Source organism: Bacillus sp. AFS029637 (assembly GCF_002584985.1).
Classification (GTDB): Bacteria; Bacillota; Bacilli; order Bacillales; family Bacillaceae_G; genus Bacillus_A.
This window is the reverse complement of record NZ_NUPZ01000023.1, coordinates 310,577-331,819: the sequence shown is the minus strand read 5'-3', so window position 1 is coordinate 331,819 and position 21,243 is coordinate 310,577. Positions and strand designations below refer to the sequence as shown.

The 21,243-nt window shown below is 35.5% G+C and carries 22 protein-coding genes and 2 riboswitches; of the genes, 10 read left to right on the top strand and 12 right to left on the bottom strand.

The window, feature by feature from the left end; translation table 11 throughout:
• Positions 1–81 precede the first annotated feature (81 nt).
• Positions 82–222, bottom strand: a riboswitch (SAM riboswitch).
• A 71-nt stretch (positions 223–293) separates the two neighbouring features.
• Entirely contained in the window at positions 294–1,157 is an 864-nt protein-coding gene (locus COE49_RS12990; RefSeq protein ID WP_141556629.1) for a carbon-nitrogen family hydrolase, read from the bottom strand.
• A 14-nt stretch (positions 1,158–1,171) separates the two neighbouring features.
• Between COE49_RS12990 and COE49_RS12985 the strand changes: the two genes are divergently transcribed.
• The 6 genes from COE49_RS12985 (at position 1,172) to COE49_RS12960 (ending at position 6,181) form a co-directional block, all read left to right on the top strand.
• The gene (locus COE49_RS12985; RefSeq protein WP_098841275.1) at positions 1,172–2,362 is read left to right on the top strand and encodes a pyridoxal phosphate-dependent aminotransferase; all 1,191 of its coding nucleotides are present in this window, start codon (positions 1,172–1,174) and stop codon (positions 2,360–2,362) included.
• 52 nt (positions 2,363–2,414) lie between these two features.
• Positions 2,415–2,520: riboswitch (SAM riboswitch) on the top strand.
• A 64-nt stretch (positions 2,521–2,584) separates the two neighbouring features.
• On the top strand, positions 2,585–3,829 hold the full coding sequence (mtnW, locus tag COE49_RS12980) for a 2,3-diketo-5-methylthiopentyl-1-phosphate enolase (RefSeq protein WP_098945915.1): 1,245 nt from the start codon (positions 2,585–2,587) through the stop codon (positions 3,827–3,829).
• A complete protein-coding gene (gene mtnX / locus COE49_RS12975; protein ID WP_098356850.1) occupies positions 3,826–4,485 on the top strand; it encodes a 2-hydroxy-3-keto-5-methylthiopentenyl-1-phosphate phosphatase in 660 nt (219 codons plus the stop codon). The genes mtnW and mtnX overlap by 4 nt, the downstream gene beginning before the upstream one ends.
• Positions 4,482–5,120, top strand: coding sequence for a methylthioribulose 1-phosphate dehydratase (locus COE49_RS12970; protein ID WP_088230272.1), 639 nt, complete (start codon positions 4,482–4,484; stop codon positions 5,118–5,120). Before mtnX ends, COE49_RS12970 begins: the two co-directional genes overlap by 4 nt.
• Entirely contained in the window at positions 5,098–5,610 is a 513-nt protein-coding gene (locus tag COE49_RS12965) for a 1,2-dihydroxy-3-keto-5-methylthiopentene dioxygenase (RefSeq protein WP_088230273.1), read from the top strand. The genes COE49_RS12970 and COE49_RS12965 overlap by 23 nt, the downstream gene beginning before the upstream one ends.
• A 295-nt stretch (positions 5,611–5,905) precedes the next feature.
• Positions 5,906–6,181: a hypothetical protein gene (locus tag COE49_RS12960; protein ID WP_088230274.1), complete on the top strand. Its 276-nt coding sequence runs from the start codon at positions 5,906–5,908 to the stop codon at positions 6,179–6,181.
• A 51-nt stretch (positions 6,182–6,232) separates the two neighbouring features.
• Here the strand turns inward: COE49_RS12960 and COE49_RS12955 are convergent, their stop codons facing one another.
• The 4 genes from COE49_RS12955 to COE49_RS12940 form a co-directional block, all read right to left on the bottom strand.
• On the bottom strand, positions 6,233–6,565 hold the full coding sequence (locus COE49_RS12955; protein WP_088230275.1) for a DUF3909 family protein: 333 nt from the start codon (positions 6,563–6,565) through the stop codon (positions 6,233–6,235).
• A gap of 5 nt (positions 6,566–6,570) precedes the next feature.
• Positions 6,571–7,449 (bottom strand): NAD(P)-dependent oxidoreductase, encoded by an 879-nt coding sequence (locus COE49_RS12950; protein WP_088230276.1) that lies wholly within the window; start codon positions 7,447–7,449, stop codon positions 6,571–6,573.
• A 4-nt stretch (positions 7,450–7,453) separates the two neighbouring features.
• Positions 7,454–8,590 (bottom strand): serine hydrolase, encoded by a 1,137-nt coding sequence (locus COE49_RS12945; protein ID WP_098945914.1) that lies wholly within the window; start codon positions 8,588–8,590, stop codon positions 7,454–7,456.
• 90 nt (positions 8,591–8,680) lie between these two features.
• On the bottom strand, positions 8,681–9,973 hold the full coding sequence (locus COE49_RS12940; protein ID WP_140417323.1) for a GGDEF domain-containing protein: 1,293 nt from the start codon (positions 9,971–9,973) through the stop codon (positions 8,681–8,683).
• A gap of 302 nt (positions 9,974–10,275) precedes the next feature.
• Between COE49_RS12940 and COE49_RS12935 the strand changes: the two genes are divergently transcribed.
• The 3 genes from COE49_RS12935 (at position 10,276) to COE49_RS12925 (ending at position 12,046) form a co-directional block, all read left to right on the top strand.
• A complete protein-coding gene (locus tag COE49_RS12935; protein WP_071713123.1) occupies positions 10,276–10,893 on the top strand; it encodes a nitroreductase family protein in 618 nt (205 codons plus the stop codon).
• Positions 10,894–11,281: 388 nt separating this feature from the next.
• Entirely contained in the window at positions 11,282–11,500 is a 219-nt protein-coding gene (locus tag COE49_RS12930; RefSeq protein ID WP_088230278.1) for a hypothetical protein, read from the top strand.
• A 192-nt stretch (positions 11,501–11,692) separates the two neighbouring features.
• Entirely contained in the window at positions 11,693–12,046 is a 354-nt protein-coding gene (locus COE49_RS12925; RefSeq protein ID WP_088230279.1) for a DUF3915 domain-containing protein, read from the top strand.
• A gap of 96 nt (positions 12,047–12,142) precedes the next feature.
• On the opposite strand, the gene ptsP is transcribed toward COE49_RS12925, so the two are convergent.
• The 4 genes from ptsP to glcT form a co-directional block, all read right to left on the bottom strand.
• Positions 12,143–13,855, bottom strand: a complete 1,713-nt coding sequence (gene ptsP, locus COE49_RS12920; protein ID WP_088230280.1) for a phosphoenolpyruvate--protein phosphotransferase — start codon at positions 13,853–13,855, stop codon at positions 12,143–12,145.
• On the bottom strand, positions 13,855–14,118 hold the full coding sequence (gene ptsH / locus COE49_RS12915) for a phosphocarrier protein HPr (protein WP_000411079.1): 264 nt from the start codon (positions 14,116–14,118) through the stop codon (positions 13,855–13,857). The genes ptsP and ptsH overlap by 1 nt, the downstream gene beginning before the upstream one ends.
• A 135-nt stretch (positions 14,119–14,253) precedes the next feature.
• Positions 14,254–16,317 (bottom strand): PTS glucose transporter subunit IIABC, encoded by a 2,064-nt coding sequence (ptsG, locus tag COE49_RS12910; protein WP_088230281.1) that lies wholly within the window; start codon positions 16,315–16,317, stop codon positions 14,254–14,256.
• Positions 16,318–16,656: 339 nt separating this feature from the next.
• Entirely contained in the window at positions 16,657–17,505 is an 849-nt protein-coding gene (glcT, locus tag COE49_RS12905) for a glucose PTS transporter transcription antiterminator GlcT (protein ID WP_088230282.1), read from the bottom strand.
• 165 nt (positions 17,506–17,670) lie between these two features.
• Between glcT and COE49_RS12900 the strand changes: the two genes are divergently transcribed.
• Positions 17,671–18,477, top strand: a complete 807-nt coding sequence (locus COE49_RS12900) for an HAD family hydrolase (RefSeq protein WP_098253395.1) — start codon at positions 17,671–17,673, stop codon at positions 18,475–18,477.
• A gap of 73 nt (positions 18,478–18,550) precedes the next feature.
• On the opposite strand, the gene COE49_RS12895 is transcribed toward COE49_RS12900, so the two are convergent.
• From COE49_RS12895 to nagA, 3 genes are read right to left on the bottom strand one after another with little or no spacing between them, the layout of a single operon-like run.
• Entirely contained in the window at positions 18,551–19,282 is a 732-nt protein-coding gene (locus COE49_RS12895; RefSeq protein WP_088230284.1) for a GntR family transcriptional regulator, read from the bottom strand.
• Positions 19,212–20,000: a glucosamine-6-phosphate deaminase gene (gene nagB / locus COE49_RS12890; protein WP_088230285.1), complete on the bottom strand. Its 789-nt coding sequence runs from the start codon at positions 19,998–20,000 to the stop codon at positions 19,212–19,214. The genes COE49_RS12895 and nagB overlap by 71 nt, the downstream gene beginning before the upstream one ends.
• Positions 20,001–20,004: 4 nt before the next feature.
• Positions 20,005–21,147 (bottom strand): N-acetylglucosamine-6-phosphate deacetylase, encoded by a 1,143-nt coding sequence (gene nagA / locus COE49_RS12885; RefSeq protein WP_088230302.1) that lies wholly within the window; start codon positions 21,145–21,147, stop codon positions 20,005–20,007.
• Between the last annotated feature and the right edge of the window lie 96 nt (positions 21,148–21,243).

Sequence of the window (21,243 nt, the reverse complement as noted above, 5' to 3'; positions counted from 1 at the left end):
CCCTTTTTTAATTCAGAGGTTTTTCTAGCATAAGAAAAACCTCTTTCCACTAAGAAAGAGGTTTGAAGTTTATCTTCTCCCCTCTTATCTGCCAGAAAGTTTACTTTCTGCTGGAATTAGCACCGTGCCTTTTGGCGTAATAAACGCCCCATTTCACAATGGTTTTACGGTCGGTTGCTGGGCTTCATCGGGCCAAATCCCTCCACCTGCTCTTGATAAGAGTTGTATAATTTTTCGAATTTTTAACTTTATGTTGAAGACTATACCAAGAATAAAAATCACTTGTCAACATTTTATTTGTATAATTCTGGACGACGATCTGCAAAAACTGGAATTCCTTTGCGTACTTCTTTAATTTTCTCGAATGTAAGCTTTCCAAATAAAATGGATTCCTCTTCATTTGCTTCTACAACAACTTCTCCCCAAGGATCGACAATTAAAGAATGACCGGCAAACTCATTATTCGGATCCTTTCCTGCCCTATTACATGCCACAACATAACACTGATTTTCAACCGCTCTTGCTTGCAGAAGCAAACGCCAATGCGCTAAACGGACTAATGGCCATTCTGCTACAACAAATAAAACTTTTGCACCTTTAGCAGTGTGAACGCGCATCCACTCCGGAAAACGAATGTCATAACAAATTATACCAGCGCACTCTACATCATCTATCTTAAATTCACCTGTACTATTTCCAGCGATTAAATATTTATGTTCATCCATAAGCTGAAATAAATGCACTTTACTATATTCATTGACTAGTTCTCCTTTATTAGTTACCACATACATTGTATTTGTAACACCTTGCTCTGTTTGCTTCGCTATAGAGCCACCGACAATATGTACACCATATTGCTTCGACCATTCTTTCAACTTTTCTTTCGTTTTCAATCCATCACTATCTGCGATTTCAGAAAGTCTCGTTAAATCATATCCTGTTGTCCATAGTTCTGGTAAGACGATAACATCTGGTCTTTCCTTCATCGCTTCACTAATTTTATTTTTAGCGTTCTCAATATTTTTTTCTACATCTCCAAAGACGATATCCATTTGAATACATGCGACTTTCATTTTGTCAGCCCCATTCTTAATTTTTTCTTTACAAAATACTGGAAAGATTATATCATTTGTCACTAGAATTGTAACAACTTTCAAAAGAGGTGGAAAGTATGAAATTATTTCAACCTTCTGAGATAGTAACATCACTGCCAACACAATTTTTCGCTTCACTTGTTGCAAAAGTTAACAAGGTCGTTGCAGCTGGTCACGATGTTATTAATCTAGGTCAAGGTAATCCAGATCAACCAACCCCACAGCATATCGTAAAAGCTTTGCAAGATGCTGCCGAAAAGACCATCCATCATAAATATCCGCCATTTCGCGGACACGAAAGCTTAAAAGAAGCCGTGGCAACATTCTATCAACGGGAATATGATGTAGTAGTAAACCCAAAAACTGAAGTTGCTATTTTGTTTGGTGGAAAGGCTGGATTAGTAGAATTACCAATGTGTTTTACAAACCCTGGTGATACTATTCTCGTTCCAGATCCAGGCTATCCAGATTATTTATCAGGAGTTGCTTTAGCAAAAGCGCAATTTGAAACAATGCCGCTTATTGCAGAAAATAAATTTTTACCAGATTATACGAAAATTGATGACTCTATTGCCAAGCAAGCCAAGCTAATGTTTTTAAACTATCCAAACAATCCTACTGGTGCTACTGCATCAAAAGATTTTTTTGATGAAACCATTCATTTTGCTAATAAGCATAATATATTAGTTGTTCATGATTTTGCTTACGGTGCTATTGGATTTGATGGTCAAAAACCCGTTAGTTTCTTACAAGCAGACGGTGCCAAAGATACAGGAATTGAAATTTACACTTTATCGAAAACTTTCAACATGGCTGGATGGCGTATTGCTTTTGCAGTAGGAAATGAAAGTGTTATCGAAACAATTAACTTATTACAAGATCATATGTATGTTAGTATTTTTGGTGCAGTTCAAGATGCTGCTCGTGAAGCACTATTAAGCTCGCAGTCTTGTGTCGTAGAGCTTGTTAATAGTTATGAATCTCGGAGAAATGCTCTTATTTCAGCTTGTCACTCAATTGGTTGGAATGTAGACATTCCAACAGGATCATTCTTTGCATGGCTTCCTGTACCAGAAGGATATACATCCGAGCAATTTGCTGATATTTTACTAGAAAAAGCACACGTTGCAGTTGCACCTGGTATCGGATTTGGTGAACACGGCGAAGGTTACGTCCGTGTTGGTCTCTTGCATACAGAAGAACGATTACGAGAAGCCATTAATCGAATTGATAAATTGAATTTTTTCAAAAAGTCGTTGACAACATGAAAAATATCTGACAAAATTCAGTTATCTTAAAAATTTAAACATTTCTAAATACTTCTTATCAAGAGCAGGTGGAGGGACGAGCCCGACGAAACCCGGCAACCGATCTACAATCGTAGACACGGTGCTAATTCTCGCAGCATTACGCTGACAGATAAGGAGCTGGTTTTAAAAAAACCTCTCCTTAGCTGAGAGGTTTTTTTATTTAACTAGGAGGTTTTAACAATGATCGGAATTATAGCGACGTATTTAATCCATGACGATTCACATAACTTAGAAAAAAAAGCTGAGCAAATTGCACTCGGTTTAACAATTGGCTCTTGGACTCATTTGCCACACATATTGCAAGAACAATTAAAACAACATAAAGGCAATGTTATTCATATTGAGGAATTAGATGCGCAAGAACATATCAATTCGTATCTAGGTAAAACAGTAAAACGCGGGGTTATTAAAATCGAATACCCGTTATTAAATTTCAGTCCAGACTTACCAGCGATTTTAACAACTACATTCGGAAAGCTATCACTTGATGGTGAAGTGAAATTAATTGATTTGACTTTTTCAGAAGAGTTAAAAAAACATTTTCCTGGTCCACAGTTTGGTGTAGATGGCATTCGAAACCTTTTACAAGTATATGATCGTCCCCTTTTAATGAGCATTTTTAAAGGAATGATTGGACGAAATATTGGGTATTTAAAAACTCAGCTACGCGATCAAGCGATTGGTGGTGTAGATATTGTAAAAGATGATGAGATTTTATTTGAGAATGCTTTAACGCCACTTACGAAGCGCATTGTATCTGGAAAAGAAGTTTTACAATCCGTATACGAAACATACGGACACAAAACATTATATGCCGTAAATTTAACAGGGCGAACTTTCGATTTAAAAGAAAATGCGAGACGTGCCGTGCAAGCTGGGGCTGATATTCTATTATTTAACGCGTTTGCTTACGGACTAGATGTACTACAATCACTAGCAGAAGATGATGAAATCCCAGTTCCTATTATGGCACACCCTGCTGTAAGTGGTGCTTATTCAGCATCCAAGTTATATGGAGTTTCATCTCCATTATTACTCGGAAAGCTACTACGTTATGCTGGGGCTGACTTTTCATTATTCCCATCTCCATACGGTAGTGTTGCACTAGAAAAAGAGGAAGCTCTTACTATCTCAAAACATTTAACTGAAGACGATGCATTTTTCAAGAAGAGTTTTTCCGTTCCGTCTGCTGGTATTCACCCTGGTTTCGTTCCCTTTATCTTGCGAGATTTCGGTAAAGATGTTGTTATTAATGCAGGTGGCGGTATTCATGGACATCCGAACGGGGCACAGGGCGGTGGTAAAGCATTCCGTACTGCAATTGAAGCAACTTTGCAAAGTAAACCACTCCATGAAGTAGATGACATAAATTTGCGTAGTGCACTACAAATATGGGGAAATCCCTCACATGAGGTGAAATTATGAGTATTCAAGTGTTTTGTGATTTCGATGGTACGATTACAAATAACGATAATATCATGTCCATTATGGAAAAATTCGCACCACCAGAAGCCGAAGAAGTAAAGAATAGAATTTTATCACAAGAGCTATCTATTCAAGAAGGTGTTTCTCAATTATTTCAATTAATACCTACTAATCTGCACGATGATATTATTCAATTTTTAATAGAGACTGCTGAAATCCGTAGTGGTTTTCATGAATTTATACAATTTGTAAATGAAAATAATATTTCTTTTTACGTAATATCAGGCGGAATGGATTTCTTCGTCTATCCACTCTTACAAGGAATTATTCCAAAAGAGCAAATTTACTGTAATAAAACAGACTTTTCAAACGAATATATTGCAGTTACTTGGCCTCATCCTTGTGATCATCACTGTCAAAATCATTGCGGATTATGTAAATCATCTTTAATCCGTAAATTAAGTGATACAAATGACTTCCATATTGTAATTGGAGATTCAATTACTGATTTACAAGCTGCGAAACAAGCGGATAAAGTATTTGCCCGCGACTTCCTTATTACAAAGTGTGAAGAAAATCATATTGCTTATACACCCTTTGGAACATTTCACGATATTCTAGCTGAATTAAAACATTTGTTGGAGGTGAAATTATGAAACAACTTTTTCGTCAATGGTATGACTTAAGCGAGATTAAAAAAGAGTTAACAACACGAAATTGGTTTCCAGCAACAAGTGGGAATATTTCTATAAAAGTTAGTCATGAGCCACTTACTTTTCTTATTACCGCAAGCGGTAAAGATAAAACAAAAACTACTCCAGATGATTTTCTGTTAGTAGATCATCTAGGGGTTCCCGTATTAGATACCGAATTACGCCCTTCAGCAGAAACAATATTGCATACCCATATTTATAACAATACGAATGCCGGGTGCGTACTTCATGTTCATACAACTGATAACAATGTCATCACAAATTTATATGGTGATGCAGTCACACTTCAAAATCAAGAAATTATTAAAGCCCTTGATATTTGGGAAGAAGGTGCAACAATTCACATTCCTATTATCGAAAACCATGCCCATATCCCAACGCTCGGAGAAAATTTCCGAAAGCATATACAAGGAGATTCGGGAGCAGTATTAATCCGTAATCATGGTATTACCGTATGGGGCCGAGATAGCTTTGATGCAAAGAAAAGATTAGAAGCTTATGAGTTTTTATTCCAATTTCATATAAAACTATTATCAATTCAAGGAGGCGTTTCTAATGGCGCAAATTCGTATTCATGAAGTAAATACTCGCATTGAAAATGAGGTGGAAGTATCTAAATTTCTACAAGAGGAAGGCGTTTTATATGAGAAATGGAATATTTCTAAACTTCCTACTCATTTAAATGAAAATTATTCGTTAACAGATGAAAACAAAGCTGAAATATTAGCAGTGTTTTCAAAAGAAATTGCTGATGTTTCAGTGCGCCGAGGTTATAAAGCACATGATGTCATTTCACTTTCAAGTAGCACACCTAACCTTGACGAATTATTAATTAATTTCCAAAAAGAACACCATCATACTGATGATGAAGTTCGCTTTATCGTTAGTGGTCATGGCATCTTTGCTATTGAAGGCAAAAATGGAACATTCTTTGACGTTGAACTTGAGCCAGGCGATTTAATCTCTGTTCCTGAAAATGCAAGACATTATTTTACCTTGCAAGATGATCGTCAAGTTGTAGCTATTCGTATTTTTGTTACAACTGAAGGCTGGGTTCCAATCTATTAAGGTAGTTAGTTGAATAAAAGGACTTGGACCCCCTTTTCCAACCTTTTATTCACTCTACATATATACATCCTCCTATGGAACAGACTTATTTCATTTTCTGAAATAAGTCTGATTTTTTATTTACTCAAAAACTTCTTCTCTTCCTTTTCAAGGTGGAATTACCCTCTTCGTTTTTTTAACACTTTTCGAACATTTATTGAACTTTTTTTGAACTTTTTCTGAAAATTCTGTTTTACGTATGATATACTACAATTACTAATAACGAAAATAATATCGCAAACAGAGGGGGATAATGATGAGTTTACTTATCGCACTTATACTAGGGGTTTCATGCGGAGCTATTCCTGTTATTTTAGGAGCTATTATGGAAGAATTAGAAGTTGGCGTCTTAGGCTTTGTTGCATCTTGTGTAAGCGCTTTATTATTTGGTTTATTCGGCGCTATTCCTGTTTCAATTCTGTGTGCATTTTATATATTACGCCATGCTCGCAAAAAACAATTTGGTCCTAATCACCTCGCACAAGTTATTCCATTCCCGATTGAGCGATGCCGCCGGGCTTCTAACTTATAAGTATAAAAATTAAATATATCTAAATAAATAAAAGTCCTCAAATGAGGACTTTTATTTATTTTCTTCTAGAAATTGAAATAATTCTTGCAAATGAAGTACATCTTCACTATAGCTAACGGATACATGACATGTCCCTTCAATCTCAGCATGCATATAAAGGGCAATTCCATCCCGATCATATTTCAGTGCCAAATAAAACTCCATTTCCTCTAACATCTTTTTCGAAGTTCGAATCACATAATGCCCCTTCTCATCTCTTCCATATTCGAAACTTGGTTCAAAATCATATTTTTGTTTAAAGGCTTCTTTTTGCTTATCATTAATCTGTACACAAGTTGTTCGCTGTACGGCATCAATAATCTCATCAAACTTTTGAAGATCCATCTCATTTACCCCCTTATGTATTTTTTGTATAACACTTGTGTTCCACTATCCTCTTCTCCATCTTCCATTAACTCATCATACAATTCCTTCGCCAATCTTAAACCTGGTACCGGTAATTGTAATTTTTCAGCCTCATCTAAAGCAATCTTCATATCTTTCATAAAATGTTTCACATAAAATCCTGGTTCAAAATCTCCCTTTAACATGCGAGGAGCTAAATTACTTAATGACCAACTACCTGCTGCCCCCGTTGAAATACTCTCTAATACTTTATCTGGATTCAGTCCAGCCTTTTTCGCATAAGCAACAGCTTCACATACTCCTATCATATTGGAAGCAATCGCAATTTGATTACACATTTTTGTATGTTGTCCACTACCAGCTGGCCCTTGCAACTGAATATTTGTTCCTAGTTTTTCAAATAACGGTAAACATCTATCATATATTTCTTTCTCTCCACCGACCATAATTGCGAGTCTAGCTTCTTTCGCACCAACATCTCCCCCAGATACAGGTGCATCCAGTGTATATACATTCTTTCTTTTACCAACTTCATTAATACGTTTTGCCAATGTTGGAGTAGATGTTGTAAAATCAATTGCTATTGTGCCTTCATTTGCATTCTCTAAAATTCCATCTATTCCAAAGTATACTTCTTCTACATCATGCGGATATCCAACCATAGTCATTACAACATCAACTTGCTTCACTAATTCTTTCGGTGTATCACACCAATTAGCACCATCTTGCACTAAAGAATCTGCCTTCGCTTTCGTCCTATTATATACATATACTTTATGACCCTCTTGCATTAAATGATGAACCATACTTTTTCCCATTACACCAATACCGATGAAACCAATTGATAAAATTTTGTTTTCCATATTCTTATCCCCTTTGTTCTAATAAATCACTTACCATCTTTCGGAACTCTTTATTAAAATCATCATCCATACTATTTTTCACATTTGAAAATAAAATAACAAAAATCCCTTTGTCTTTATTAAAATTATTGAAAGTATTCCAGCCAGATAGTACACCATGATTATGAAAATAATCCGGATATATATAAAAGCTAAATGCATATTTCCGTTCTGCTGGAGGTGAAAACATCGCTTGTATACTTTGTTCAGAAAGAAGTTTCCCATTTATAATTGCTTCATCTAACTTCTTCATATCTCCAACTGTCGTATACATCTCACCGCAACCATATAACCAATCCATTGATAATTTTTGTGCAGATTCAAGTACATTATCTTTCTTTACGTAACCTTTAGTAAAATGCTGATCTCCTGGGGTCATATTTCCCATACCAGATTCGTGCATTTCTGCTTTCGTAAATATATTTTCTTTTACGTAATCCCCTAAAGTTTTTTTTGATACGCTTTCTATAATATAGGCAAGCACCATATAATTATAATCTGTATATCTCCAACCTGCCCCTGGTTGAAACTCTAATTTTTGACTTCCAATCCAATTTACTAAGTTTATACGAGAAGCAACATTCACTTTTCCTTCCCCTTTTTCTGGTAAACCTGATGTGTGCGTTAACAAATGATATAAAGTGATATTTTTATCTGCTGGAAAAGAAGGAATATATTTGTTTACATTATCTTGAATATTTAACTTCCCTTGTTCCTGCAACTGTAAAATAGATGTAGCAACAACTGTTTTCGTAATAGAACCGATACGATATTTTGTTTGAGGCGTATTCTCTATTTTATTTTGAACATCAGCATATCCATATCCTTTATTCAATATAACATGCTCTTTATCAGTTACTAAAACTGTTCCATTAAATTGCTTTCCTATTAAATATTGATCTAATTTTTGAGATATACTAGCATAATCAATTTGTTGCTCTTTTTTTTCTTCTATATTCTCTTGTACTTCTGATTCAATAGTAGGATTCGCCTTAGTTGTTAATACAGTTCTTTCCTTTATATTAGGATTATAGAGAAAATAGTATACTCCACCGCATACTACAGCAAACAGTGCAGCCATTATTATTATTTTTTTTATCATATTGTTCCTCCATAATTCCTTCGTTCAAAGTGCCCCCCATATTCTATTATCAAAGAATAAAAAAAAATCGCAACAATTTGTTGCGAAAAATTACATTTTTTCTTTTCTATACACGCATACTTGATTTTTCCCATTTTTTTTCGCTTCATATAATGCAATATCTGCTCTTTGCATTAACTCTTCTTTTGTAATCCCTTTTTCATATAACGCAACTCCAAAACTCGCTGTTAATTTCGAAATTCCAGAGAATTGCTTTGTTTCAATAAAAAATCGTAGTGACTCCGCAACTTGAAATGCTTCTTTCTCTACTGTATTTGTCACTAATATAATAAATTCTTCGCCACCCCACCTTGCAAATACATGTTGCTGTTCCACTTTAGATTTCATAAGCTCGGCGAGTTGCACTAGCGCTAAGTCACCAAAATCATGGCCATACGTGTCATTTACTTTTTTAAAATTATCTATATCAAATAAAATAAGTGCTATTTTTTCATCGTTTCGTATTACATTGTCCCACTCTACCTCTAGTATTTGTTGGAACTTCAAACGATTATAAATCTCTGTCAATGAATCTATCATAGCAAGCCTCTCTTGCTCTTGATAGATTTCATCTAATTCTGTAATCTCTGTACACTTTACAATAAATCTCGATAAATCTTCTGGCAATGGTGTCGCACGCAATAAAAAAGTTGATACACTTCCTTCATAATTGGACATCTTAATTCTTCTATCATATGATAATGTATCATCTAACCATGTTATATCATGAGTCGTCGAATAGTATCCATTTTCTCTAATAAAATGTTCAGCAAATACTAAATGTTGCTCACGATAAGCAAACAAATTTTCATATCCGAAAAACGCTAAAAAATTCGTATTACAATCAACAATCTCATCATCTTCTACTATAAATAATAGGTCATTTTGAAAATCAAACATCGTTTGAAGTAGTTCTTGTTGCAAACTTACTTGCCGTACTAAAGAAAGTTGATACAAACTCTTATTTACTTCCTCTAGCACCCCTTGTGGAGTTACGGGAGCTATCACAATGTTACGTATTCCTAACGTAAGAACCTCTGCAAACTCACTTGTTATCTGTTGATCCCAAATGACAATGAATGTACTATGTGGATTATACATATTCTTTATATATTTTATTTGAGAAAAATCTGTTACATACATAATTACAATATGCGGCTTAGTCTTATGAAACAATTGTTCTCCTTCTTCAAAACTATTTGCTATAAACATACATTTTGGATGGATATTTTCTATCGTTTGTTGATGTGTGCACCCATTTTCTATATAAAGGACATTTAACTGAAGATCTTGTAATACATTTTGGAAAACCGTATTCTCTAATAAAAAATGTAGTATGTTCATCACTAGTCTTCACTCACTTCATATATCTTGTTCTACTGCATTCCTCACAAACATTTTATAATACCAAAATATTAATTAATGAGGGATACACGTTAACAAGCTAATTGAGAATGTTCTCTTTTCTTTTTTGGCTCTACAAATTCCTTTTTTAGTGTATGATTATTGGAATTGTATCGTTTGTATGAATGCCCTAGCTTACTCTTTAAAACTTGACAATTAAAATACAGATATTATATTCTTAAGTTCGATAACTTACAAAATGTAAGTAGAATATATTTGATATATAATTCGGAGGATATATAATGACAAACGACAACTTTTTTAACGTTCTATATGAACGCACATCTACACGTGCATTCAACCCTGAAAAAGAAATTTCATCTTCAGAGTTACACGAAATTTTAAAAGCAGCTGCCCAAGCACCTTCTGCTTGGAATTTACAACACTGGAAATTCCTCGTTTTCCAAGGCGAAGATGTACAAAAACGATTGCACCCAGTTGCTTATAACCAACAACAAATTCTTGATGCTTCTGCAGTAGTTGCCATTTTAGGTGATTTAGAAGCTTATAAAAATGTTGAACCAGTATATGGTCCAATTGTAGAACAAGGATTTATGAAAGAAGAAGCAAAAGAACGTTTAGCTAATAATATTGAATCTGCATATGCTCGTGAACAATTCCCAAGAGATGCTGCCTTTTCAAACGCATCTTTAGCAGCAATGCAACTTATGCTTGCAGCTAAAGCAACTGGCTGGGATACTTGTGCTATTGGTGGTTTCAATCCTCAAGCACTTACAGAAGAATTCAATGTTTCATCTCGATACGTACCAATTATGCTTATTACAATTGGTGAATCCACTTTAAAAGGCCATCCTGCACCACGAATGAGCGTAGAACAAGTGAGTGAATGGGCGAAATAATAAAATAAAACTTTAATCAGTGGAGAGGTTTGTCCATCCCCACTGATTATTAGACTTCACCAATCGAGATTTTACGGGCATTTATCCCCCACCTAACTCCTTTACATTCACCGAATTTTAAAGTTGGGATCTTACTGCCCGGCAAATAGCGGAATAAAAAACGAAGGTAATGAAATTACCTTCGTTTTTTATATTCTGTTACACATCCGTAATATTACAATGTATTATTCGACATCTATACATCGTAAAATAGTAAAGTTTACACTATCCTCATAAACAAACATGACGTTTCGTGTCGAAATTTGTTAAATCATCGAAATATAACCGTGTGTTTTTGTTACAATTGTGATACAATGATAACAAATAGATAACAAGAGAGGGATTTTCATTGAGTTCATACGGAAGCTTTATCGCACTTTTAAGTTACATAGTGACTGTACTACTTCTTTATTTCATTGGCGATGCTGCAAACATATCAGTGTTACAATTCCCAAAAGAACAAGCATTCCAATTCGAAGCAGAAAAACATACTGTACGATCCATTGCACCACTACTGTTAGCTCTTCCTGTATATATCATCGTTTTATATAAAAGCAAAAAAGTGTAAAGACTAATTCATTCATTTCGGTGGTCTTTACACTTTTTTGTGATATTTCCCCTATTTTAAACATCATTCCGTACTAAATACCCAGCTAGTCTTTTAAAATGAGAAAATACCCCAGAAAAAATTCCACTCGCTGTCCAGTCACTAACTACCGAACTTACATAGATTATAAGTGTGAAGGGGGTGATGAGGATTATGTTTGGATCATTTGGATGCTGTGATAACTTTAGAGAATGTCATCATCATGAAAGAGAGCGCGACCATCGTGAGAAAGAAAAAGAGGTTAAACCACAACAACCAGCTGTATGTAACGTACTTGCTAGCATTTCAGTTGGAACAGAGCTTTCTCTTTTAAGCATTAGAGGTAACGGTACTTTCAATAATGTTATTTTTGAAGGTTTCGCTAACGGTGTTGCTCTTTTCTCTGCTTTAGCTCGTAATAACAATAACAAAGATAACAATAAAGACGATAAGAACAATCAAAACCAAAATACTTTTACTGGTATTTTACGTGTATGCCCAACTGATATCGTTGCTATCGCTATCTAATTCTGTTCCTTATCCTCTATAGTAAGAAAATAAGATTTACTTTTCTCATAGAAAAAACCTGAGACCGATTTCAAATCGACTCAGGTTTTTTTATGATTATATACTTTTAACTAGTTCAACAACTTCTTCAGCAGTTGACATTGTTAATGCTTTTTCTGCTAATGTTTCCATTTCTGCTTTTGACAACTTGCTTAGTTGTGTTCTTGCAGGAAGGATAGATGTTGCACTCATACTGAACTCATCTAAACCTAATCCTAATAATAATGGGATAGCAAGTGAATCTCCCGCCATCTCTCCACACATACCAGCCCATTTGCCCTCATTATGAGCAGCATCGATAACCATTTTTACAAGACGTAAAATAGATGGGTTATATGGTTGGTATAAGTAAGATACTTGTTCGTTCATACGGTCTGCAGCCATTGTGTATTGGATTAAGTCATTCGTTCCGATAGAGAAGAAATCAACTTCTTTTGCGAATTGATCTGCTAATACTGCTGAAGCTGGGATTTCAACCATCATACCAACTTCTATAGAATCAGAAACAGTAGTACCCGCTTCTACAAGTTTTGCTTTCTCTTCTAATAAGATTGCTTTTGCTTGACGGAACTCATCAAGAGTTGCAATCATTGGGAACATAATTTTTAAGTTACCGTATACGCTGGCACGAAGTAATGCACGAAGTTGTGTACGGAACACATCTTGCTCATCAAGACATAGGCGAATTGCACGGTATCCTAAGAATGGGTTCATTTCTTTTGGTAAATGTAAGTATGGAAGCTCTTTATCTCCACCGATGTCAAGTGTACGAACAACGACTGGTTGACCTTCTTTTACACCTTCAAGAACTGCTTTATACGCTTCGAACTGCTCTTCTTCTGTTGGAAGATTGTCACGGCCCATGTATAAGAATTCTGTACGGTATAAACCAACGCCTTCTCCGCCATTATCGATAATACCTTGTACATCATTTGGTGTTCCGATGTTAGCAACAAGCTCAACGTGATGTCCGTCACTTGTTACAGTAGCTTGGTCTTTTAATTTTGCCCATTCAGCTTTTTGCTCTTCAAATTTCGCTTTCTTTTCTTCAAAAGAACGAAGAGTTTCTTCAGATGGGTTTACAATTACTTCTCCATCTAAACCATCAATGATAACGATATCACCGTTTTGGATTTTTTCCATAACAACTTTCGTACCAACAACAGCTGGAATTTCCATAGAACGAGCCATAATTGCAGAGTGAGATGTACGTCCGCCGATATCAGTAGTGAAACCTTTTGCATACTTACGGTTTAACTGAGCTGTATCAGATGGTGTTAAATCTTCAGCAATGATGATTACTTCTTCAGAAATTGTACCAGGATTTGAGAAGTTAATTCCTAGTAAATGTGCAAGAACGCGTTTCGTTACGTCACGAATATCCGCAGCACGTTCTTTCATATATTCATTATCCATGTTTTCAAACATAGAAATAAACATTGATGCAACTTCATCCATTGCAAATTCAGCATTTACTTTTTCACTATTTACTTTATCTTTCACTGGGTTTACTAGTTCTGGATCATTTAACACTAATAAATGTGCTTCAAAGATCGCAGCTTTATCAGCACCTAGCTCAGCAAAAGCGTGGTCTTTAATAGCTTCTAATTCAGTTTTTGCTTTCTCAAGCGCAGCGTCTAAGCGTGCAATTTCTGCCGCTTCGTTTGTAATTGATTTTTTTTCAATGTTAAATTCAGGATTCTCAAGTCTGAAAGCCTTTGCAATCGCAATCCCACTTGATGCAGCGATCCCTTGAATGTTAAGAGTCATTATTCTCCTAATCCTTCGTTTTTCATAGTTTCTTCGATAGCTGCTAGTGCTTGAGCTGCATCATCACCATTTGCAGTGATTTTAATTTCTGCGCCTTGTTGAATACCTAAAGACATAACGCCCATGATTGATTTTAAGTTAACGTTTTTTCCGTTATACTCTAAGTTAATGTCAGAACCAAATTTGCTTGCAGTGTTTACAAGTAGAGTTGCTGGACGAGCATGAATTCCTGAGTCGCTAGTTACTTTAAAGATTTTTTCCATGATAATTTATCTCCTTTAAATTACAGTATTTTTTAGTTGTATAGACGTTAGTACTACACCATCTATTGTATATAATAGGCGATGTTCGGTCAACCACATCGCCTATTATAATTATAAACATTTTGCGTCAAATTCCTACTGAATGTCAATAATAGCGTTTTCGCCCTTCTTAACATTTCCATCTTTTTTCAATTCGACTTGTTGTCCTTGTTGTAAGTTTGTAAATACAATTGGTGTAATGATAGATGGTGCATTTTCTTTTACAAATGCAAGATCTACTTTTAATAATGGTTGTCCTTGTTTCACCTTGTCGCCTTGTGCTACAAGTGCATCAAATCCTTCACCATTTAATTTTACAGTATCAATACCGAAGTGGATTAAAATTTCTTTTCCGCCTTCAGATTGAATGCCAATCGCATGCTTTGTAGGGAATACATTGACAATCTCACCGTTAACTGGAGAAACTACTGTTCCTTCAGTTGGCTCAATTGCAAATCCGTCTCCCATCATTTTTCCTGAGAATACTTGGTCAGGTACTTCTGTAATTGGTAAGATTTTTCCTTCAATTGGTGAAACGATTGTTTCATTTTCATCAACTTTTTGAGGAGTTTCTTCTACCTTTACAGGCGCTTCTTTTTCTACGTGAGGCGTACGTCCTGACATAATATCATGAATTTGTGATTTTAATGTGTCAGATTTCGGTCCGAAGATTGCTTGAATGTTATTTCCAACTTCAAGTACACCAGCTGCACCAAGTTCTTTTAAACGATCTTTGTTTACATTTTTTTGTTCGTTAACTTGAACACGTAAACGAGTAATACAAGCATCTAATGATGCAATGTTTTCTTTACCACCAAGTGCTACTAATACTTCACGAGGAAGTTCACCTGCTTCTGCTTTTCCCCCGCCGTCATTCGCACTTGCAACTTCACGACCAGGTGTTTTTAAATCCCATTTACGGATTGCAAAACGGAATCCGAAGTAGTAAATCACTGCTAGTACAAGACCAACAATAATTACCCACCACCATGCTGTACGGCCTGGTAATACACCGAATAACATAAAGTCAATTAAACCACCAGAGAATGTCATACCAATTTTAACACCTAAAATTTGCATTGTCATAAATGATAGACCAGCAAATACAGCGTGAATTCCGAATAATACTGGCGCTACGAATAAGAATGAAAATTCAAGTGGTTCTGTAATACCTGTTAAGAAAGATGTTAATGCAGCAGATCCTAAAATACCAGCTGCTAATTTTTTATTTTCTGGACGTGCTTCATGGTACATCGCTAATGCTGCCGCTGGAAGACCGAACATCATGAACGGATACTTACCAGTTGTAAATGTACCTGCTGTTAATTCTACACCGTCTTTTAATTGAGCCATAAAGATTTTTTGGTCACCACGGATTAATTCGCCAGCTGCATTTGTATACTGACCGAATTCGAACCAGAATGGTGAATAGAAAATGTGGTGTAGTCCGAATGGAATTAATGAACGTTCAATTAAACCGAAAATAAATGCTGCTAACGTTCTATTTGCATCAATCATTTGATGTGAGAACGTATTTAAGCCACCTTGAATGTATGGCCAAACGAAACACATGATAATACCGACTACTAATGAGAATGTTGCAGTTGCGATCGGTACGAAACGCTTACCTGCAAAGAAACCTAAGTATGATGGTAATTCAATATTGAAATATTTATTATAGCAGTACGCCGCTACTATACCGATGATAATACCACCAAATACTCCCGTTTGTAGTGTTGGAATTCCTAATACATTGGCATATGCAGGATCTGCAAATCCAATTTTCACTGGATCTGCTCCAGAACTTGTTACTTTCACTAGCTTATCTACTTCTAAGAACACACTCATCGTTTTGTTCATAATTAAGTAACCGACGAACGCTGCTAAACCAGCTACTCCGTCTCCACCAGCTAAACCGATTGCTACCCCAACTGCGAATAATAATGCAAGGTTAGCGAAAATAATATCACCAGATTGTTCCATAATTTTAGCAACCATTACGAACCAATCTGCTTTTAAAGCAGGAATAACATTTGTTAACTGTGGATTTTGAAACGCATTACCAAATCCAAGTAAAATACCTGCTGCCGGTAAAATCGCTACTGGAAGCATTAGCGCTTTTCCGACTTTTTGAAGAACACCAAAGATCTTCTTAAACATGGAAACCCTTCCTCTCTTATCTATATTGATACTTTTCGACAAACGCCAAAAAGGCATGAGGAAAAAAAGATAGAACGATAGCTATACAAAGGGTAGTATATCCCTTTCTGTAGCTTACATTCCTTGCTTTTCTCCACTCATGCCTGATCGAATCAGTAACACGTGTCAAAAATAAGTTTACGTATAAGTTCACTATAATTAAGGCAAACGTTTTCGTTAATCACCCTAATGTGTTTGTCGAAAATTGTATAACTTTGCAATAGTTATTATACATAACTATTGTAAGCGATTCAATGATTTTTTCTAACGTTTTCATTTTAGACAATAATATATGTCTTTTTACACATGCTCCGCTTTCACTAGTCGTTGCAAGTGCATCGTTAAGTATATACTCTCCGCCTCATATACAGGAAGTTGCAATTCTTTTTGCATGACCTTAACTAGCTTCCAAGCTAAATTATAACAGACTGGATATTCTGTCTTTAATAAATCCGCAAAGCTTTGTGACTCCTCTACTTTTTCTCCTTCTTTCACTCGTTCAATAGCATATTGCAAATGACGAATAAGGCGTAAATAATGAATACTTTCTTGATCTAATGTAATTTGTAAGTTTGTCTCAATTAAAGATACAAGCTGTGCAATGAGACGGGAGTTTTGATTAACTGAAGATAAATCTGAATTTGTAAGTGAGCTGTAAATATGGAGTGCAATAAAACCTATTTCTCCTTCTGGCAATGTAATTTGCAAACGCGAATTTAAAAGTTCTACAACACCTTCAGCAATTTCATATTCCTCTGGATATAGCATTTTCGTTTCAACTAAAAAAGGATTATCAATTGTTAGCCCTTGTTTTAACCGCTTAATCGCAAAAGAAATATGATCTGTTAAAGCGATGTGAATATGTTCATTTAATGGTGATTTTGCCTTTTCTTGAATGTAAAACATAATGTCGTTCATTAGTTCAATTAATTTTTCACTCACATGCGGTACTAACAATTTGTATTGCTCACGATCACGTTCATTTTTTAAAACAAACATTTTTTCAATTTGTTCTTGCTCCAATACATCTCTCGCTTTTTTTCCAAAGCCAATTCCTTTACCAATCACTACTACTTCCTCGTGTTCCGGATGGCTAGCAATGATGACATTATTATTTAAAACTTTTTTAATTTCTAGATAATTACTCATATAACACCACCCTCGTACTTAAATAGCCTACTTTTATGTTACAGAACATCCTTATTTGTCGTCAATGTAAAACATCTACCATTTAGTAAAAATTCATTTTTTAGACATGTTTGTATATGATGCGTATAATGTAAGGGCAACTGTACATAGAAAGGAGACCGCAATATGATAAAAATGTTTGTGAGTGATATCGATGGTACAATGATGCAACACGGAGGTCTAATTGACGAACAGGATATCGTCGCACTTCGTAGTCTGGCTGAGCAAAATGTGATTCTTTGTTTCGCTTCTGGCCGACTTGATAATGAAATTGCAAATTTAATGCAAGCTGTAAATACAAATTTCCACCGCATTAGTGTAAATGGTGTTTTCGTATATACGCACGAAAATAAGCAACTATTATCTGCAACATTCGATTCGAGTATTCTACCCGATTTGTTAGCAATGACAAATGAAGATCCTTATTTCCGTTATGTAAGTGATGAGCATAATTATTACATTGAAGAGAAAACACCGTTTATTCATGAACTTGAACAACAAGTAACTATGACTTCTGTTGAAGAACCTAATTTATTACAGAAAATAGATGATACAATTTTTCCAAATAAAATTTCTGTTGGCGGAACAAAAGAAAGCTTACAACTCCTTCAGAAAAAGATTGATGAAACATTCCACGGAAAAGTTAGTACGTTCATTTCCGCAGAACAATGTTTAGATGTAATGCCACCAAATATTAGTAAAGGCTCTGCTATTTCTGTTTTATTAAAAGAATTTCAATTACAACCAGAGGAAGTTGCTTGCATAGGGGATTCTTACAATGATATTCCAATGTTTTCTTTAACTCCTCACAGTTTTGCTATGTCCCAAGCAGATGACGCAGTAAAAAAACACGCTCACTATGTAGTAGATACGGTTAAAGATGCCGTTAACCAAGTGATTGCTCATAATAAAAATACGACTCATTCCTTATAAGGATGAGTCGTATTTTTATTTCTTTACATATTGAACAATTTTAAATTTACTGTACTTCACAAACTGAAATATATTATTTGTTACGTGCGATGTTCGTAATAAATTTATAACGATCCCCACGATAAATACATTTCACATACTCTAACGGCATCTCACCTTCTGAATATGACCATTGACGCATTACAAGTACAGGCGCCTTTTTAGGAATATGCAGATGTTCAGCTTCACTATCCGTTGCAATCGAAGCTTCAATTGATTGAGTAGCGCTAACAAGCTTAAAGCCCAGTTTTTTCTCTAAATGTTCATATAAAGATTGTTGCAATATTTCTTCGTTAATATCCTTTACAAGAGTTGGCGACAAATATGTCGTCTCAAAAGCAATCGGTTCATCATCAGCTAAGCGAATACGCCTTACTTCATAAACCGACTCTCCCTCCTGTATTCTTAACCGGTCTGCTATTTTTGCAGTGGCTGGAACTAGGCGGAAACTAAGTAATTGACTACTTGGGTTCATTCCGCGAGAAATCATATCTTCTGTGAATCCCGTCATTCCTTGCAATTTTTGCTCCACTTTCGGAAGTTGGACAAATGTTCCAATTCCACGTTTCCGATATAAATAGCCTTGTTCCACTAAATTATTAATCGCCTGTCTGATTGTCATACGACTTACTTCGAACTTATCGCAAAGTTCATTCTCAGATGGGATTTTATCTCCCGGCTTCCATTCGCCGCTCTCAATTAGCTGTTTCACCCACTCTTGAATCTGATAATAGATCGGAAATGGTGAATACTTGTCGATGTTCATCAGCAATCGCCTCACTGCATAAAGATAGAGCTTCTTGATCAGCAATTACGGTTACATTCGGATGACGTTGTAAAACTGTAGCAGGACACGCTTCATTATATTCGCCTTGTAATAACTCTTTAACAGCTTCTGCCTTTTTAGAACCCATAGCAACAAGTAGAATTTGTTTCGCTTTCATAATACTTCCGATTCCCATCGTAATCGCATGAGTTGGCACATCTTCTTCTTTTTCAAAGAAACGAAGGTTTGCTTGGCGTGTAGATTCTGTTAATTCAACAATATTCGTTGGAGAATTAAACGATGTTCCTGGCTCGTTAAATCCGATGTGACCGTTTTCACCGATTCCAAGAATCTGTAGGTCAACTGGGTTAGCAGCTAGAATGCTCTCGTAACGTTTGCACTCTTCCTCTAAATCACTTGCCATCCCGTTTGGTACATAAGTTTGTTTAAATGGAAGATGATTAAACAACTGTTCTTGCATGAAATAGTGATAGCTGTTTTTATCTTCGTGTGGTAAATTTACGTACTCATCTAAGTTTACAGTGGTTGTATGGCTTGTATCAAGTTTATTTTTTCGCATTTCTGCATAAATACCTAATGGAGAGCTTCCTGTAGCCATTCCTAATGTTGGATTTTCTTTTGTTTTTACAACTTCTTCAATTAATTTATAACCTGCTTCTGCTAGTTCTTCTGGAGTTTTCACAACAAGAATATTCATTTAATTACTTCCCCTCTTTCATATGAATTCCTAAACGAACCGTATCATATACATGTAAATTTTCAGTCATGACAACAAAGTCTGCATCTTTTCCTACCGCTAATGCACCTTTATTATTTAATCCAAACTCTTCTGCCTGGTTAACTGATGTCATGAGTACTGCATCCTCGATTGAACATCCTGTAAACTCAATTACATTTCGGAAAGCTTGATCCATTTTTAGAATACTACCAGCTAACGTTCCATCCTCTAATCGAGCACTACCATCTTTTACATGTACTGGCTGTCCGCCAAGCTCATATAATCCATCTTCAAGACCTTTTGCACGCATTGCATCAGTAATGACACTTACTTTTTTCGGTCCTTTTAATTTATATGCTAATTTCACCATATCAGGGTGAATATGAATACCATCTGTAATTACTTCAACCATTACATCTGGATTCAATAACACATGACCAACAACTCCTGGTTCACGGTGATGCAATCCACGCATTTGATTGTACAAATGTGTTGCATGTGTAATTTTTCTATTTTTTAGTTGTGCATCAATTGCATCTGTATGCCCCATTGTGCCAACAACACCAGTTTCAGCAAGATACTGTTCAAATTCTAATGCACCCTCTTCTTCTGGTGCATATGTTACTAATTTAATTAGATTCCCGCTTGCTTCCTGCCATTGTTTAAATTGTTCAATATTCGCAGGAACAATATGTTCAAGTGGCTGTGCACCTGCACGTTTTTTTGAAACATACGGTCCTTCTAAGTGAATATATTCGAAATGTGCTCCTTTTTCTTTCGCTTCCTTCGCAGCACTTAGCGCCGCTTCAATCGCTTCTGGAGCTTGTGTCATTGTTGTTGGGAAGTAAGTTGTAACTCCTTCTTTTAACATTTCTTTACCTAGAGTTACTAACCCATCGCTATTTGCATCCATCGCATCAATATCGTATCCACCATGAATATGAACATCAATCATACCTGGAATGACAATCTTCCCTGTAGCATCAAAAATAGTTTCATTTTCTTGTGGTACATATTGAGCCATCAAACCAATTTCTTTAATTGTTTCTGCGTAACGAATAAATCCGTTTTCCACTACTTCTTGACCTGTATAAATTTTGGCATTGATGACAACTTGCGTTTTCATTTTCATCGATCCTTTCCCATGAAATACCTACTTGTTATTATTACCTTATTCGCCTAATTCCATCTTAATATATGCACGAGTAGTTGTCTATACATT